Genomic DNA, 15,873 nt, shown 5'->3' with positions numbered 1-15,873 from the left:
ACGTGCAGTCGATGCCCAAACCCAAGGACCCGAGCACAGCGCGTATGGTGCAGTTGATGGGCCAGCTTGCGCCGCTGGAGGGTTACAACCTGAGCCCGCTGGATGATGTGCGTTTTCTGCGTTCCAACCGGCCGCTGACGCGCACGCCGGTTTTGTATGAACCGGGCATCGTGATCCTCTGTCAGGGGCGCAAACGCGGCTATCTGGGCGATGACGTTTACGTCTATGACGCCCAGCATTACCTGGTGGTGTCGGTGCCAGTGCCGTTTACGATGGAGACCGACGCCAGCGAGGCGGAGCCAATGCTGGCGGTGTACCTGCGGCTGGATTTCACCCTGGCCGGCGAACTGATTCAGCAGGTGGATGAGCTTTGGAGCTTCGGCGCGGCTCAGCCTATGGGCATGTACGCCTCGCCCATGGACGAACCGTTGCGCCAGTCGACCCTTCGTTTTCTGGAAGTCATGGGCAACCGCTCCGACGCACAAATCCTCGGCCCGGCGATGCTGCGCGAACTCTACTACCGCATCCTCACTGGCGAACAAGGCGGCACCCTGCGCGCGGCCATCGCCCAGCAGGGCCAGTTCGGCAAGGTGACGCGCGCCATTCACAAAATCCACAGCTGTTATCACGAGCATCTGGATGTAGAAGCGCTGGCCCGGGAAGCGCAGATGAGCGTGCCCAGCTTTCATCTGCACTTTCGCAAGGTGACCGATTCCTCGCCTATCCAGTACCTCAAGTCGACACGCTTGCATCAGGCGCGATTACTGATGCTGCGTAACGACCTGACCGCAGCCAAATCAGCCTTTCTGGTAGGTTATGAAAGTGCGTCGCAATTCAGCCGCGACTTCAAACGCCTCTTCGGCCGCACACCGTTAGCGGAAGTGGCGTGGATGAAACGGACCTATGCGTTGCCCGCACCGACAACCCCGTCGCCCTTCGTGTCATCACACTGATCTTCAATCAGTCCTGCCCGGCGCCAGCAGACGAGCATGACTACGTCCAGTAACCAAGCTGATGATGCCAACCGCTCGGCAGAAGTCGCCATTCAATCCCGAGCGATCTTGTCATTTGCCAAGGCTTGAGGCAGGGTCGATACCACTGACATCTCTGCCAACGGAGTCACGCCATGTCAAAGCTATATCCCAGTATCGATCCTGAGGGGCTGGTCGAGTACTCAGTGGTCTACACCGACCGCTCGCTCAACCACATGTCGCAGTCATTTCAAGCCGTGATGAAGAACATTTCCACGACGCTGAAACAGGTCTACAACGCCCAGGCTGTTGCGGTGGTCCCGGGCAGCGGCACATTCGGCATGGAAGCGGTGGCCCGACAGTTTGCCACCGACCAGCAATGCCTGGTGATACGCAACGGCTGGTTCAGTTATCGCTGGAGCCAGATCCTTGAGATGGGCAACATCCCGGCGGCCACCACGGTGCTCAAAGCCCGACCGGTCGACACGGGTCGCCAGGCGGCCTACGCCCCACCCCCTCTGGACGAAGTGCTGGCCGCCATTGAGGCTTCGAGGCCGCAGATTGTCTTCGCTCCCCACGTTGAAACTTCATCAGGGATTATCCTCCCCGACGAGTACCTGCGGGCCGTCGGCGACGCCGTGCATGCGGTGGGTGGCCTGTTCGTGCTGGACTGCATCGCCTCAGGCACGATTTGGGTTGATATGCACAAATGCGCAGTCGACCTGCTGATCAGCGCACCGCAGAAAGGCTGGAGCGCCTCCCCTTGCTGCGCCCTGGTGATGCTCAGTGCTTTGGCCCTCAAGTGCATCGAGCAGACGCAGAGCAGCAGCTTCGCCTGCGACCTGAAAAAATGGCTGCAGATCATGCAGGCCTACGAACAGGGCGGGCATGCCTACCATGCAACCATGCCCAGCGATTCCCTCGCGCGCTTTAACGACGTGATGAAAGAGACGCAAGCCTACGGTTTCGACAAGGTCCGCGACGAACAACAGGCTCTGGGCGATCGGGTACGCGCCATGTTGACCCGCAAAGGCATCAAAAGCGTGGCCGCAGCCGGGTTCCAGGCCCCTGGCGTAGTGGTGAGCTACACCGACGATGCCGACATCAAGAGCGGCAAGAAATTTGCCAGCCACGGCCTGCAGATCGCCGCCGGAGTGCCGTTGCAATGCGACGAGCCCGCCGACTTCCAGACCTTCCGCATCGGTCTGTTCGGACTCGAAAAACTGCAAAATATCGAGCGCACGGTCAGCACCCTCGAGCAGGCACTGGACGAGGTGATGGTTAATTAAGCCCTCATCCTGGCGTCATCACTGTCGCATTTAAACGCGACAGTGATATCGCCAGACAGTAGCCAGGCGTATCAGTTGGAGGGGTTGCAATGACAACAATCGATGTGAAATCCCGATTCGAAGCAAAGCTTCTTCGTCCGGCAACGCCTGGCAACGATACGTCGTGGGCGTTCGTCGTTCTGCCAAGAGTCGCGAGTGAACCGCTTCCGAGGCGAGGAAGGACGACCGTTGAAGGCACGATCAATGGGCACCCTTTCCAGGCGACACTTGAGCCCGATGGTCAGCTGAGCCATTGGCTGCGGATAAGTAGCGAGTTACTGGAAGCCGCAGGCGCGGCCGTTGGGGAAATCGTTACCATCGAACTGGCCCCCGTGAAAAAGGAACCCGAGCCTGACATCCCGGCAGATTTTGAGGAAGCACTGGCAGCCGCTCCTGAGGCTCGCAAAGTCTGGAACGCTACGACGACCATCGCACGAGTGGACTGGATACACTGGATGACCTCAGCCAAGCAGCTCAAGACGCGCGCCAAACGAATGGGTGATGCCTGCGATATGCTTGCATCCGGTAAAAAGCAGGTTTGCTGTTTCGACCCGTCCGGTTTCTACAGCAAGGCCTTCCGTGCGCCCGAGTCAGAAGATTTTTAATGGAATATTCCGTTGAATACGCCTGACAGCGCAATCAAATCGTTCGTTTCGCTTACCGGGACCGGTTAAACACGGCCTTTAAGCTGAGTCATGATTGTCTGCAAGGATCGTTTTCAGCCGGACGCGATAGGCAGAATGCAACCTATTGCTGCCTGTCACGTAGGGGTTGGAACAGCGCCGCCGGCAGCGCCCCCCCTTCCAGAAGTAGTCTGCGCCGTGCGGTTTCCACACTGCGCTGGGACAAGGCCTGCATCCGCGGGGATTGCACGGGCAGTGACAAATAATGCGTAGGATAGGCATCTGCGCGCAGGCCGAAGTGTGATTGCATGAACTTCCGTACGTGTGCTGATGCAAGCGATGACCTGACCACTTTCGAGTAGCGTGTACGTAGGGTCCTGATCATCGACGACCAGGTCGAGCAGTATGCGCTCGCTGACAAAAATGGCCGCTGGAGCGGGGAAAAACCAGGTCGCGAGGGTATCGCCGTTGGCTGCGATGACAACCCGTAGGTGCTCGTCTTGATCGCCCGAGAGCTCGTTGAGCAATTTCTCCTCGAGCACGGTTGCGCGTCGGAGATAAAGCGACAGCCTCCGAGCGGGCTGCCCAGGTGGGCCTCCAACGCATGTATTCGCTGGGAAATAGCCGAGGGCGTTATCGCGAGCCTCTTTGCGGCCTTCTCAAAACTGGACTTGGGTTACTGCGGATTTCTCAAGGGGCCGAATCGATGGGTGACGCAATCGTCTGCGAAAAAAAACCTTATGACGTCATCGATGCCAATCTACGCTAAGACCCAAAGGGCAAAGCGATCGTTGTGCAGTATGGATCGCAGGCTTGCGGTTGCAACCCATAGGAGCACGCAGGCACCTACCTACGTCGGTTCTTGTCCTGAAAGCCTAGGACACGACGCTCAAGTGTCGTAGCAACGCTTCAGAAATTCGGCGCAGTGAGATGACCCCAGACCAAATCTATTCGCATATCCGCATCGTCCTAAGCATCATTCTGGGGCTGGGCATAACGACGTTGCTCAAGGGGATCGCATCGATCATCGAACACCCGCGTCAATTCGGATGGTCTTGGATACACATGAGCTGGGTGGTCTGGGCGCTCATTTCAATCATGACGTTCTGGTGGTGGGAGGTTCGTCTTACGCAGGTACCGGTATGGACGTTCGAGTCTTACTTTTTCATTGTTTGCTATTGCGCCCTCTACTTCATGGTATCGACGATGCTGTTTCCGTCCGACGTGAGAGAGTTCGGCAGCTATGAAAGCTACCTGCTGGAACGACGTGCCTGGTTCTTCGGGCTCATCGCTCTTCTTACGGTCATGGACCTTGTCGATACCTCCCTCAAGGGTAACGCCCGCTGGCAGACATTGGGAACGGCGTATACCGCCCATACCGTCATCATGCTGGGCATCGTGTTGATTGGCATCACACAGAAGCGGCGTCGAGTACAACTGCCACTTGCACTGTTTAGTCTGATCTATCAGGTCGGCTATTTTGCGGTCGAGTACTTCACCCTTATAGCGGACTGACTCAGTAGGACAGCCGCCGTTGTGCAATGGTTTTTTTCCTGACCGGGTCGGTCACGGCGCTGACTAGAAGCGTCACGCGAAGGACGACGCTCACGCAAACCGCAGTGGCGCACTGGTTTCTAACTACCAGGTCTTTTCGCTGGGGCACCACGCAAGCAGCTTCAAGCCTGCGCAGCGATACTGGCTTTGCTTTGGAACATGGCGGTGTCGGCCTTGAAAATCAGATCGTCCAGACCTTCGCCATCTTCCGGATACCACGCCACCCCCAGGCTGGCGCTGACCTTGATCTGGCTGTTTTTCCATGGAATGGGCAGGTCGACGGCCTTGCAGATTTCATGGGTGATGCGCTGGATATCGCTTCTGTGATGCGCGCCGTCGAGCAGCACTACGAATTCGTCACCACCCATGCGCGCGGCTATTTCGAACTCGCGAAGTTTGGATTTGATGGCCGTGGCTACGTGGATCAAGATGGCATCACCTGCCTGGTGGCCAAAACGATCATTGATCTGCTTGAAGTGATTCAAGTCGATATAGCACAGGGCCAGATGTTCTCCACGGCTCTTTGCGGCCAGCAGCTTCTGACTAGCAAAAGGAATAAAGCTATTGCGATTGGGTAAGCCAGTCAGGCTGTCATAGAAGGCCAGCTTGTGTACTTCCTCTTCGGCGAGTTTGCGCAACTTGATCTCGTTGCGCAGATGGCGCTGGGCATTCAACAGAACCAGAGCGAACATAAGGACAAGCACACAGCCGATGCTGATCAGCACAATGGTCTTGCGCAGCCGCTCGACGAGCTGTGGCGGGTTGGGATCGTAAATGAAGTTTTCCAGACCGGCGATATTGTCGACCATACCCAGTTCGAGGAAGGTTTCAGCCATACGTTGCCAGCGCCCTGGATTCATATGACCGATCTCGATCAGATCAGATACCACCAGCGGACGCATGGCCTGAGCTTCGAATTGCAAGTGCGCGCGACTTTTCTCCACCGAATACTGATTGAGCAGCAGGTCTATGATTTGCTCGGGGTTATCCATCGCGTAACGCCAGCCGCGCAGGGTAGCGCGGCGGAAGGCCTCGACCCGCTGTGGATGTTCGTCAATCTCGGCCTGGCTGGTGAACAGGATGTCGCTGTAGAAGTCGATCCCGTAGGTGACGGGCGAGATGATGTTGTATTCCACGCCCCGCTGTTGCAGGTAGAAGGGCTCGTTGGTCAGGTACGAGTTGAACGCCGTCACTTTACCGCTGGCTAGATCCCCAATTTGATAACTGCTGGGTAGCAGTTGTAGTTTTTCGAGGGGTATACCCTCGCTACGGAACATCGCCAGAAAATCGGCATCGGTCTGTGCATCCATCAGCATCAACGGCTTACTGATCAGGTCGTGCACAGTGCGAACACCTTGATCTTTGCGAGCCACGAGCACGGAAGGTGAATGCTGAAAAATCACCGCCAGCGCTACCAAGGGCTTTCCATGCAGGCGTGCGTAGAGCAATTCACTATTGGCCTCGCCGTATTGGGCACGCCCAGAGAGCACTTCTTCGACCGGTGTGACATTGGGGCCACCTTCGTGCAAGCGCACGTCCAGTCCTTCTTCGCGGTAATAGCCCTTTGAGATGGCGGCATAGTAGCCCGCGAACTGGAACTGATGTTTCCAGCGTAGCTGTACATCAATCACCTGTTCGTCGCCATTCTGTTGAGGGCCAGGACCCGCCCACGCAGCCTGATCCCAGAGCAGCACAAAACATAGCAATCGAAGCAGCCGAACCAGGAGAAGTCTCTTCGGCGGGCCTGGCGTGTTAGAACAGCAACAGAGGCTTGGCATGATGATAGTCCGGGAATCGCGCTAATCGTTGAGCGTGCAAGGCGTGGCGCATCATTGTGACATTACTCTTGCGAGGCCAGCAATCGCGCGCCACGATAACCAACGTGGCAGTTATCCTCCCTTGGGGCGTGGTTGGCATTTGCTTCCGTAAAACAGGCTGCTACCGGCCCAGAGTGTGTAAAAACGCTCATGGCCTCATCGTCCTGGATCATCGACGTTCGTGGCTGAACGATCGTAAGGCAAATGCTGCGTGTCGCATCAGTCGCGACCTGGAACACGTCAATGCTGTTTTTACAGCCTCTGGGATGGGCCAAAATCAGCCTTTTTTAGGCCGACAACGCCTTCATCAAACCGTTAGCACCGATGATTTTCATGATCCGTTTCATGTTGAAAGCGAGCACATTTAAACTCATTTCCGCACCCACCCCGGCCAGCTTCCGCGCCAGGAAGTGCGTCGCACCCATCCATTGTTTGAGCGTCCCGAAGGGATGCTCAACAGTCCGTTTTCGGACTCGCATCATCTCCGGTGCATTGCTCAGCCGGGCAAATGTATTCGTTTTTTGCCGCATCATAGATGAAGGCATCGTTATTGAAACGCCCGTCAGCCTTGGCTCCCGAGGTCATCGGTTTGGGCGCATAGGCGGTGATGCCGGCGTCGTGACAAGCGAGGATTTGTTCACTTTTGAAATAACCTCAATCAGCCACCACCGACAACGTATCGGACGCCATCGCCTCGCGGGCCTGCATGGCCATTGAGCTGAGTTGATCGCGGTCGGAACCGACGTTGGTCACCGTAGTCGTCGAGGCTTTCGGGAAGTAAGGTGCCTTGGCCTCGATGTTCGCCTTGGATAAAGCGCTTCATGGGCAATCCCTGCGATGAAATCATCAGAAATCATAGCAAGGGTTTGCGGAGGCGTTTTTACACACTCTGGGCCAAAAGGAGCCAGTCGGATGCGTCCAGAAAATCAGGGGCGATTCAAAGATCCTTACAGGCTGTCAGAACTCCAGTTGCGCCGAGAAAGCGACGGTGCGTGGGTCGCCCAGATAGCTGCCATTGAGCCAGTATTTTTTATCGGTCAGGTTGCTGACATTCATTCGCAGGGTCAGCGTGTTGTCTGCCACCGGCAGGCGGTAGCGAGCGCCGATATCGTAGGTAGTGAATGACGGCAGCGTGTAGTCGTTGGCCTCGTCGGTGTATTGCTTCCCTGTGTAGAACGCTCCGCCGGTGATGACAAAGCCGGGGGCAGAGGCAACATCGTATTCGGCATAGACCTTGGCGAGCTGCTTGGCTACGTTGATCGGGCTGTTGCCGTTGTTCGCCGCCGAGGCCCCTTTTTTCACTTCGGGATCTAGCACGGTAAACCCGCTGACAATGGTCAGTTGCGGGGTGGCTTTACCCGTTACGCTGAACTCGAGCCCGTTGTTTTCCTGGCGCCCGTCCTGAACGAAGACCCTCGCGGTATTAGTGTAGGTGTTGGGTTTGTCGATATTGAACACAGCCAGGGTCACCAGCGTTTCACCGATGCTGGCCTTAGCGCCCAGCTCGTATTGTTCGCTGATCTGCGGTGCCAGGGCCGTGCCCGAGTTGACGGCTCTGGCGGGTGCTACGCCGCCGCTTTGCAGTCCTTCGATGTAGGTGGCATAGGTGGTAAGCCACGGCACGGGCTTGTAGATCAGTGACACGTTCGGTGAGGTGGTGCTCTTGTCGTACTCCGTTTTGCGCGCCGTGGCGGAATAGATGAAATCGTTGTTGTAGGCCTTGATCTGGGTATGGGTTGCCCCCAGGATCGTCGACCACTGCTCGTTAAACGTGATGATGTCGCCGAGCAGGAAATTGTTGGTATCGGTCGTGCTGGAGATGTGCTGATCGCCGTGCCCGATCGAATACCCTGTCTTGCTCACCTGGGGCTGCTCATCAAGCGATACGGCCGGCCCGATCACCGAGGTGTATTGCTGAGTCGGGATGTGGTCCTCGTACATCAGGCTGCGTGCGCTATTGCCCTGGTAACCCAGCGTTACCTTGTGGCCCAGCGGGCCAGTGGCGAATTGTGAGTCAAGAAACAGGTAACCGGAATACTCTTGCGTCTCAAGGGGCGCAAACGCATACAACGGCTGGGTATAACGACCTGGGGCGTCGACTTGCGGGCCGGTGTAAGTGTACTCCTGGGTGTATTGCTGGGCCGCAAAGGCTGCACGCAAGCTGAAGGTGTCATTTAGACGCCAGTTGGCGCGCACGCCGGCCTTGTCGGTCTGGTTATCGCTGAATGCCCATCTCTGGCTGTAGAGTTTGTCAGTGTCAAGCGAAGAGGCGCTGGGGCGAAACGCCTGGTTGGCGAAGTACCAATAGCTGGTCAAGCCACGGATCTCGCTTTCTTTATGGGACGCATCGAACTGCACCTGGAGCTCGTCGCTGATGTTCCAGTCCACTGCCAAGCTGATCATCTGCCGCCGACGCTTTTGCAGATCGATTGCCGTTTCACCGTCTTGGGTCAGCAGGTTGAGGCGATAGGCGAATTTGCCTTCGTCATCGATCGGCCCGCCGAAGTCGCCGTGCAAGTAGTAGTTCTCACCACCGGCATTGCCGAGCGTGACGCTGTTGTAGCGCTGGTAGGTGGGTCGCTTCAGTACATAGTTGGCCAATCCGCCAGGCGATGCCGGGCCGTACAAAAAACCGGTAAGGCCGGTTACCAATTCCAGCTGCTCCGTGTCTTCGATGAAGTTGCCACCATCGGCCAGTGTGCTGAAACGCAGCCCGTCATTGGCAATGTTCAGACTGGAAGAGCCGCCGAAACCTCGAATGGTCATGGCACTGGCATAGCCGGCACTTTTCGGCGAGTAAAGCTGGGCAAAGGGATTGCGCTTGAACACATCGTCAGTCGATGTGGCCTGCAAATTTTTTAACAGCGCCTGCGAGGTCACGCTCATTGAGTACGGCGTGTCCTGCAATCGCATGCCGCCCAGCGCGCCGACGTTACTGATGTTTTCACTTACATAACCTGTTTCTTCCGAGCCATCGCCGGCGCTGGCATTGATATCGGTAACACCCAGCGTCAACGTGCCATCCATTACGGGGATTTTTTCCAACCCATAAATCCGCTCGCCCAACTGGACTGCCTTGAGCCCGGAACCCACCAGCAATGCAGCGAGGCCTTGCTCTACGCTGTATTCCCCCAGCAATCCAGGTGAATTCAAGCCATGGGCCAACTCCGGTGCGAACTGCACAGTAATGTTCGCCTGCGAGCTGAAGCCAGCGAGTGCTTGCGTCAGACTCGTTGCCTGCACGCTGTAATGATGGGCGGTTTCGTCTGCGTGGGCACGCAGCGGCTGGCCCGCCAGAGCAAGGGTCAACAATGTTATGGCGAGGGAGTTGCGCGTGGCCGCGCGCGGAAAACGGGGGAGGCTCATAGAGCACATGTCCTTGGTAATTTCAGATTCACTACTAAGGACGGGCGCCATAAAAAAACGGGCCAAAAAATCACGCTTTGCTAACGGTTACCCAATAGCGGGTTCGATACGCCACCGTCACCGGCAGCGTGGTCGGCAATGCGGCAAGGATGGCGTCGCTATTGTCGAGCTGAAAGCCACCGCTGATGCGTAACGCCGCGGCGCTTCCGTCACAGCGCAACCAGCCGGAGCGATAGCGAGCCAGCTCTTGAAGGAAATCTCCCAGTGGCAAGTTCTCGGCCACCAGTTCACCTTGTGTCCAGCAGGTAGCCACATCGCTGACCGGGCGCAGAGGTCCGAAGGTGCCAGCACTGAAATACAGTTGTTCGCCGGCATCCACAATCTGCGGCGTGGTGTGCGTGGGCGTGGCCCGCACTCGGCCTTCCAGCACCGACAGTTGGGTGATGCCATCGAGCTGGCGCACATTGAAACTCGTGCCCAAAGGCTCCAGAAGCCCCTGCTCACTGACGACTCGCAGTGGGCGCCGAGCGCTGTCGGCGCCAGTGACTATCAATATTTCCCCGCGCAGCAGATGGATCAACCGTTGCCCGGGGTCAAAGCGCACATCAATGGCGCTGTCTGTATTCAGGTCGACCCTACTGCCGTCAGCGAGTGTCAGCTGACGTCGTTCGCCGACCGCTGTACGGTAGTCCGCCATCCAGCCTTGGGTGGTGCCAACTCGATGGCCCAAGTAACCCGCTGGTCCCAGCGCAGCCAATGCAAGCAGCTTTTTCATTGCCTGGCGCCGTTCCCGGTTGAGCGTGCCCATGGCGAGTGCGGGTGGCAGGCCGCCGAGCTGTCGTTGCACCCGTTGCACACGCTGCCAGGCGCGTTCATGTTCAGGGTTGGTGGCACGCCACTGCGCGCACGCTTGTCGTTGGCCAGCGCTCAAGGATTGGTCATGCATCAGGACTAGCCAGTGGGCGGCCTGGCGCGCGACATCAGGGCTGATGGGGGCGTGTTCGGCCATTAGAACGTCACGTCAGACAGGATGCAGGCTTCGAACGCCGTGCACATATGGCGTTTGACCGTGCGCTCGCCAATGCCGAGTTGCCGGGCGATCTGGACGTAGGTCAGACCATCGATCTGCGCCAGGAGAAACACCGCTCGAACGACAGGCTTCAAGCGGTCGAGCAAGGCATCCAGCTGCAGCAGAGTTTCGCGCATCTGCCATTGCTCCTCCGGCGACAGGACAAACTCCTCAGGCATTGTGGCGAGCAGTTCGAGGTAGGCGCGCTCGAGCGACTGGCGACGAAAGTAATCACAAACCAGGCGCTGGCCAACAGTGGCCAGATAGGCCCGTGGTCGGTCGATGGCCAGGCTTTCGCCGCTTTTACGCTGGGAAATGAGGATGCGCAAGAACGTATCTTGCGCCAGGTCAGCGGCTTGACTGCTACAGCCTAAACGGCGGTACAGCCAACCCGTCAGCCAACTGCTGTGCTCTGCATAGAGAAGACCTATACCTTCCTCGCTCACTATCTGCCTCCCGAAAGAAGCGCCGATATTAATTGATAATAATTCTCATATCAATCACAAGTAGACAGGCACATTGCATGCACTGAACATCATTGAAGGGCGCGCTGAGAGCCAGATTTATTTCATTACTCTTAACGTGCGGCTCGCGACAAAAAATGGCTGACAGGAAAAATATGATGGATTAGGTCTAGTCCGGGCGCTGTTCGCACAGTGCAATCGGCTGTAACAGGTTTCGTTTGCGGAGGTTACAGACTTGGGCCCCATAGGTAGGTCTGGATGTCCGCTCGTCGCCAATCCCTGACCACCCTCCTTACGTCCGCTGCAAGACCGACTCACCTGCCTTCGCCGGCAATCGCAGGATGTCCAGCAAGGCAACTGCCGCCACCGCGGCGACACACAGGAAGGTCAGCTGGAAATCGTCCGTCCCAGCGATCCCGGTATTGCCATGGATGCCCATTGAGAAGCGCAGCAGCAAGGCGCCCGTGGCAACTCCCATGGCCATGCTCAGCTGGAAGAACATGCTGAACAAGGTCGAGGCCTCACTCATCTGCGCCTTGGGCACATCGGCAAAGCCCAGGGTGTTGAACACGGTGAACTGCATGGATCGCGACAAACCGCCGACGAACAGAATGAACATGACCAGCGCCCAACTCATTTGTTTGTCCAGCCAGGCGCAGGCCGCTATCGCCAGTACGCCCAGGACACCGTTGATCAGCAGCACCGGGCGAAAGCCCCAGCGTTGCATCACTCTGGTGGTGAACGGTTTCATGGCCAGGTTGCCGGCAAACACTGCCAGCACCAGAAGCCCTGAATCCAGCGCTGAAAGGCCGAAGGCCAGTTGAAACATCAGCGGCAGGAGAAACGGCAAGGTGCTGATGGCAATGCGAAAGACCGACCCGCCCCACAGGCTGACGCTGAAGGTCCGCACGGCCAATACGTCCAGCGCCAGCAACGGTTGCCGATGCCGACGCATATGCTGCCAGGCGAGGACACCGAGCATCGCCCCCGCCCCACTGAGTGCCAGTGCCGACAGCCCACTGGCCGGGTTTTGCCCGAGCATTTCCATACCCAATAGCACCGCAGCGCTGGCGCCGCCCGCGAGCACGAAACCGGTGAAATCGAAAGACCGGGTAACGATCTGCTCTTGTCTGGGAAGCAGCACGAACGCCGCTATCAGGGCCAACACGCCCAACGGCAGATTGAGGTAGAAAATCCACGGCCAGGTCCCGTGGGTGACGATGAATCCGCCCAAGGGTGGGCCGAGTATCGGGGCCACCAGACCGGGCCAGGTGATAACGGATATGGCCCGCACCAGATCTTTCTTTTCGGTCGTGCGAAGTACCGCCAGGCGCCCGACCGGTACCATCATCGCGCCGCTGATGCCCTGCAACACGCGCGCGGCGATAAAGGCCGGCAGGCTGTCACTCAGGCCACAGAGCAACGAAGACAGGCTGAACAACACGATCGCCGAACTGAAGATCAGACGTGAGCCGAAGCGATCGGCCAACCAGCCGCTGATGGGAATAAACACCGCCACCGCGAGCATGTACACGCTCATGCCAATGTTTACATCCACCGCCGGCACACCAAAGGTTCTGGCCATGTCCGGCAACGCGGTCGCGATCACTGTCGCGTCGAGGTTCTCCATGAAGAACGTGACCGCGACCAAAAGGGCAATCAATGTTGAGCGACGTTGTGACATCAGTCATCTCTGTGGCATTACGACAGGGCTCGACACTCTACTATTGAAACGCGGCCAGGGTTATCCCCACCCATGGGCCTCTTCGATAAAATGCAGCACTGCACTGGAGCGCTCGTCAATCCGTGAAATCAGCGACAGCTCACTGACCATTTCCTCTTGAGCCAAGGGCACAATGCGGATGCCGGGCATGCTAAGGCGGGTCATGGCTTCGGGCACGATGCTCAGGCCGATGCCGGCGGCCACTAGCCCCGGGATACTCATCAGCGACGGCACATACATGATGTTCTGCGGGTGCAATTGGTTCTGCCGGCAGGCCTGGAGGGTGTGGGAAGTCAGACCAATGCCGGCGCTGTCCTGCAGAAACACGAACTTTTCATGGCGCAGCATCGCCAGGTCGCCGCTGAAACCATCGACCAGTTCATGGTTGTCCGGGATCAGCAGGACCAGTCTGGACTGGCTGAAATGATGGGTGCGCAGACGTTCCGGCAGGTGATCCTTGAACACCCTGGCAAAGGCCAGGTCGAGTTTGTGGTCGAGCAGCATGTCGAACTGCGCGCGAATACCGGCGTCAACCAGCGAGACCTTGACCTCGGGGAAAGTGCTGAAGTAATGCCGGAGCAATTGCGGCAAGTTGGCCTCGAACAATGCCGAGTGGTAGCCGATGTTGATCTCGCCCACCTCGCCCCGCCTGGCTCGCCGGGCAGCGGCTATTGCCAGCTCGCTGGAGTCGATTGACTGCCGCGCATGGGGCAGGAACGCCTCGCCGGCAGCCGTCAGCACCACCCCGCGGTTTTCCCGGCGAAACAATATCAGCCCCAATTCGGACTCGAGCGTGCGCATCAATTGGCTCAGCGCGGGTTGTGCAATGCCCAGTTGTTCGGCTGCGCGACTGAAGTGTTGCAGGTCGGCCGCGACGACGAAGGCTTTCAGGTGACGCAGTTCCATCATCTCCACCCATAAGGTTAGCTTATCTATTTATCGTGAATTCGATAATTATTCTGCAAGCAGTATGGGTTAACGTCTACTCACTTCGACGTTTCTGCTGGCGCCCTCGTTCGGGCTGGATCGTCGGGGCACCCCATAATCATAAAAACGACGAGCACCTCAATGAGCACAACCAGTCACGAGACTCATGATTTGCGCATGCCTCGCAAAGCGGTGACCGCCGCGACCATAGGCACTGCCCTGGAATGGTTTGACTTCACGCTCTATGGCGCCGTGTCGGCGACCATTCTGCCCAAGCTGTTTTTCCCGGCGATGGAACCGACCGCCGGCCTGCTCGCTTCGCTGGCGACCTTCGGCGTGGGCCTGGCCGCACGGCCATTGGGTGCCATCACTTGTGGTTACCTCGGCGACAAACTCGGCCGTCGCAACCTGATGTTGGCCACCGTGAGCATGATGGGGCTGGCTTCGGTATTGATGGGCTTGTTGCCAACCTACGGCCAGGTAGGAATCTGGGCGCCCATCCTTCTAGTCATACTGCGGATCATTCAAGGTTTCGCCCTGGGCGGCGAGTCCACCGGGGCACAACTGATGGCGCTGGAGCACGCCTCCCCCGACCGTCGAGGGCGTTATTCGGGCATGCTCGGCCTGTGCTCACCGCTAAGCCAGATATTGGCCAATGGTGTGTTGATGGGCTTGGCAGCGACACTTTCCAGCGAGCAATTCGAAAGCTTTGGCTGGCGAATCCCCTTCCTCATGAGCTTCGTGCTGGTGGTGGTCGCGATCTTCATTCGCCTGAAAGTCGATGAAACACCGGCATTCGTCGCCTTGAAGAAGACCCCGGTCAAGCAGGAAAAGAGCCCGCTCAAATCGGCTGTCGGCAGCCACTACAAGACCATTCTGCGCTTGATGTTGTTCTTCTGCTCGCCTGCCGCGCTGTTCTACCTGATCGTGATCTTTTCCCTCAGCTACCTGACCAAGCACTTGGGTTTCAGTCAGTCGACGGGCTTCATGTCGCTGATGGTGGCGAACGTCTGCGCCATTTTCGGTGCGCTGGCCGGCGGTTACCTGGCGGACCGTTGGGGTCGCAAAAAGGCGCTGGCCCTGGGCTCCTGCATGACCTTGCTGATCCTGTTCGTCTACTTCCCGATCCTCAACACGCTGAACGTCCCCGCCATCATGGCAATCATGGGGCTGTTCCTGGGCTTCACCCAGTTCCAGAGCGGCATTCAGCCGGTGGCATTCGCCGAAGCATTCCCCACCCAGGTTCGTTACTCGGGTTCGGCACTGGCCTACACCGGCGCCAACCTGGTGATTGGCGGCCCTATGCCGATGATCGCCGTGTGGATGATGAGCCAGTCCAACAACTCGCCATGGCCTCTGGTGACACTGTGCGCAGTGATCAACCTGATCTCGCTGGCCATGATCGTCATCGGCCCGGAAACCCGTGGCATCGACCTCAATGCCGTTGCCAAAGACGACACCGTCGACAGCCACGCTACCGCCATTCTTTCCAAATAACGCACCAGGACGACCATGAACCGCACCGTCTTCATCCTCAACGGCCCAAACTTGAATCTGCTGGGTCGTCGCGAGCCACACATTTACGGCCACACCACGCTCGAACAAATTCGCCAGACCAGTGAAAGGCTGGCCGAGGAACTTGACCTGGTATGCGACTTTCGCCAGACCAATCACGAAGGCGTGATGGTCGACTGGATTCAGGAAGCTTTCGAACAGGGCGCGGCAGTGATCATTAACCCGGCCGGTTTTTCGTTTCACTCTATTCCAGTGCTCGATGCCCTGAAGTTGCTCGACACACCGCTGATCGAACTGCACCTGTCGAACATCCACGCCCGCGATGAGCTGCATCGCCACTCGATCATGTCCGGCGTGGTCAATGCGGTGATCTGCGGCATGGGGGCCGATGGTTATCCCCTGGCCATCAGGGCCATTGATGACCTGTTGCGTCGCAAGATTGCCAATCACTGATACGTCTGCGCTTTAGCCCTTTCACGGTGGTCCCTTGGCAGATTGTTGCCGGGGCCGCCTGCA

13 protein-coding genes and 1 pseudogene are annotated in these 15,873 nt (G+C 57.8%); 6 read left to right on the top strand and 8 right to left on the bottom strand.

Annotated elements, in window-relative coordinates; translation table 11 throughout:
- Positions 1–11: 11 nt before the first annotated feature.
- The 3 genes from ACNYC6_RS27895 to ACNYC6_RS27885 all read left to right on the top strand — a co-directional run bounded on the left by ACNYC6_RS27895 (position 12) and on the right by ACNYC6_RS27885 (position 2,904).
- On the top strand, positions 12–953 hold the full coding sequence (locus ACNYC6_RS27895) for an AraC family transcriptional regulator N-terminal domain-containing protein (RefSeq protein WP_419710117.1): 942 nt from the start codon (positions 12–14) through the stop codon (positions 951–953).
- 173 nt (positions 954–1,126) lie between these two features.
- The gene (locus ACNYC6_RS27890; RefSeq protein ID WP_419710116.1) at positions 1,127–2,260 is read left to right on the top strand and encodes an aminotransferase class V-fold PLP-dependent enzyme; all 1,134 of its coding nucleotides are present in this window, start codon (positions 1,127–1,129) and stop codon (positions 2,258–2,260) included.
- Positions 2,261–2,349: 89 nt separating this feature from the next.
- Positions 2,350–2,904 carry a YdeI/OmpD-associated family protein gene (locus ACNYC6_RS27885; RefSeq protein ID WP_419710115.1) on the top strand — a complete coding sequence of 185 codons (555 nt, stop codon included), beginning with the start codon at positions 2,350–2,352 and terminating at the stop codon, positions 2,902–2,904.
- Between the two features lie 142 nt (positions 2,905–3,046).
- Here the strand turns inward: ACNYC6_RS27885 and ACNYC6_RS27880 are convergent, their stop codons facing one another.
- Entirely contained in the window at positions 3,047–3,559 is a 513-nt protein-coding gene (locus tag ACNYC6_RS27880) for a hypothetical protein (RefSeq protein WP_419713024.1), read from the bottom strand.
- A 293-nt stretch (positions 3,560–3,852) separates the two neighbouring features.
- Between ACNYC6_RS27880 and ACNYC6_RS27875 the strand changes: the two genes are divergently transcribed.
- Positions 3,853–4,437 (top strand): hypothetical protein, encoded by a 585-nt coding sequence (locus tag ACNYC6_RS27875; protein WP_419710114.1) that lies wholly within the window; start codon positions 3,853–3,855, stop codon positions 4,435–4,437.
- Between the two features lie 161 nt (positions 4,438–4,598).
- Here the strand turns inward: ACNYC6_RS27875 and ACNYC6_RS27870 are convergent, their stop codons facing one another.
- The 7 genes and pseudogenes from ACNYC6_RS27870 to ACNYC6_RS27840 all read right to left on the bottom strand — a co-directional run bounded on the left by ACNYC6_RS27870 (position 4,599) and on the right by ACNYC6_RS27840 (position 13,821).
- A complete protein-coding gene (locus ACNYC6_RS27870) occupies positions 4,599–6,107 on the bottom strand; it encodes an ABC transporter substrate-binding protein (protein ID WP_419710113.1) in 1,509 nt (502 codons plus the stop codon).
- A gap of 473 nt (positions 6,108–6,580) precedes the next feature.
- Positions 6,581–7,046, bottom strand: a pseudogene (locus ACNYC6_RS27865) (transposase); the annotation flags it as partial.
- A 204-nt stretch (positions 7,047–7,250) separates the two neighbouring features.
- A complete protein-coding gene (locus ACNYC6_RS27860) occupies positions 7,251–9,659 on the bottom strand; it encodes a TonB-dependent siderophore receptor (RefSeq protein ID WP_419710112.1) in 2,409 nt (802 codons plus the stop codon).
- Positions 9,660–9,729: 70 nt separating this feature from the next.
- On the bottom strand, positions 9,730–10,668 hold the full coding sequence (locus ACNYC6_RS27855) for a FecR domain-containing protein (protein ID WP_419710111.1): 939 nt from the start codon (positions 10,666–10,668) through the stop codon (positions 9,730–9,732).
- On the bottom strand, positions 10,668–11,174 hold the full coding sequence (locus ACNYC6_RS27850) for a sigma-70 family RNA polymerase sigma factor (protein ID WP_419710110.1): 507 nt from the start codon (positions 11,172–11,174) through the stop codon (positions 10,668–10,670). Before ACNYC6_RS27850 ends, ACNYC6_RS27855 begins: the two co-directional genes overlap by 1 nt.
- Before the next feature lie 310 nt (positions 11,175–11,484).
- Positions 11,485–12,876 (bottom strand): MFS transporter, encoded by a 1,392-nt coding sequence (locus ACNYC6_RS27845; protein WP_419710109.1) that lies wholly within the window; start codon positions 12,874–12,876, stop codon positions 11,485–11,487.
- A gap of 60 nt (positions 12,877–12,936) precedes the next feature.
- The gene (locus ACNYC6_RS27840) at positions 12,937–13,821 is read right to left on the bottom strand and encodes a LysR family transcriptional regulator (protein WP_419710108.1); all 885 of its coding nucleotides are present in this window, start codon (positions 13,819–13,821) and stop codon (positions 12,937–12,939) included.
- A gap of 162 nt (positions 13,822–13,983) precedes the next feature.
- Between ACNYC6_RS27840 and ACNYC6_RS27835 the strand changes: the two genes are divergently transcribed.
- Positions 13,984–15,339 carry an MFS transporter gene (locus ACNYC6_RS27835; RefSeq protein WP_419710107.1) on the top strand — a complete coding sequence of 452 codons (1,356 nt, stop codon included), beginning with the start codon at positions 13,984–13,986 and terminating at the stop codon, positions 15,337–15,339.
- A 15-nt stretch (positions 15,340–15,354) separates the two neighbouring features.
- Complete coding sequence (locus ACNYC6_RS27830) at positions 15,355–15,810, top strand: type II 3-dehydroquinate dehydratase (protein WP_419710106.1); 456 nt, start codon at positions 15,355–15,357, stop codon at positions 15,808–15,810.
- Positions 15,811–15,873: the final 63 nt, after the last annotated feature.

The sequence above is a fragment of the Pseudomonas sp. NFX224 genome (assembly GCF_048565165.1).
Lineage (GTDB): Bacteria > Pseudomonadota > Gammaproteobacteria > Pseudomonadales > Pseudomonadaceae > Aquipseudomonas.
This window is presented reverse-complemented; position numbering and strand designations above follow the sequence as displayed.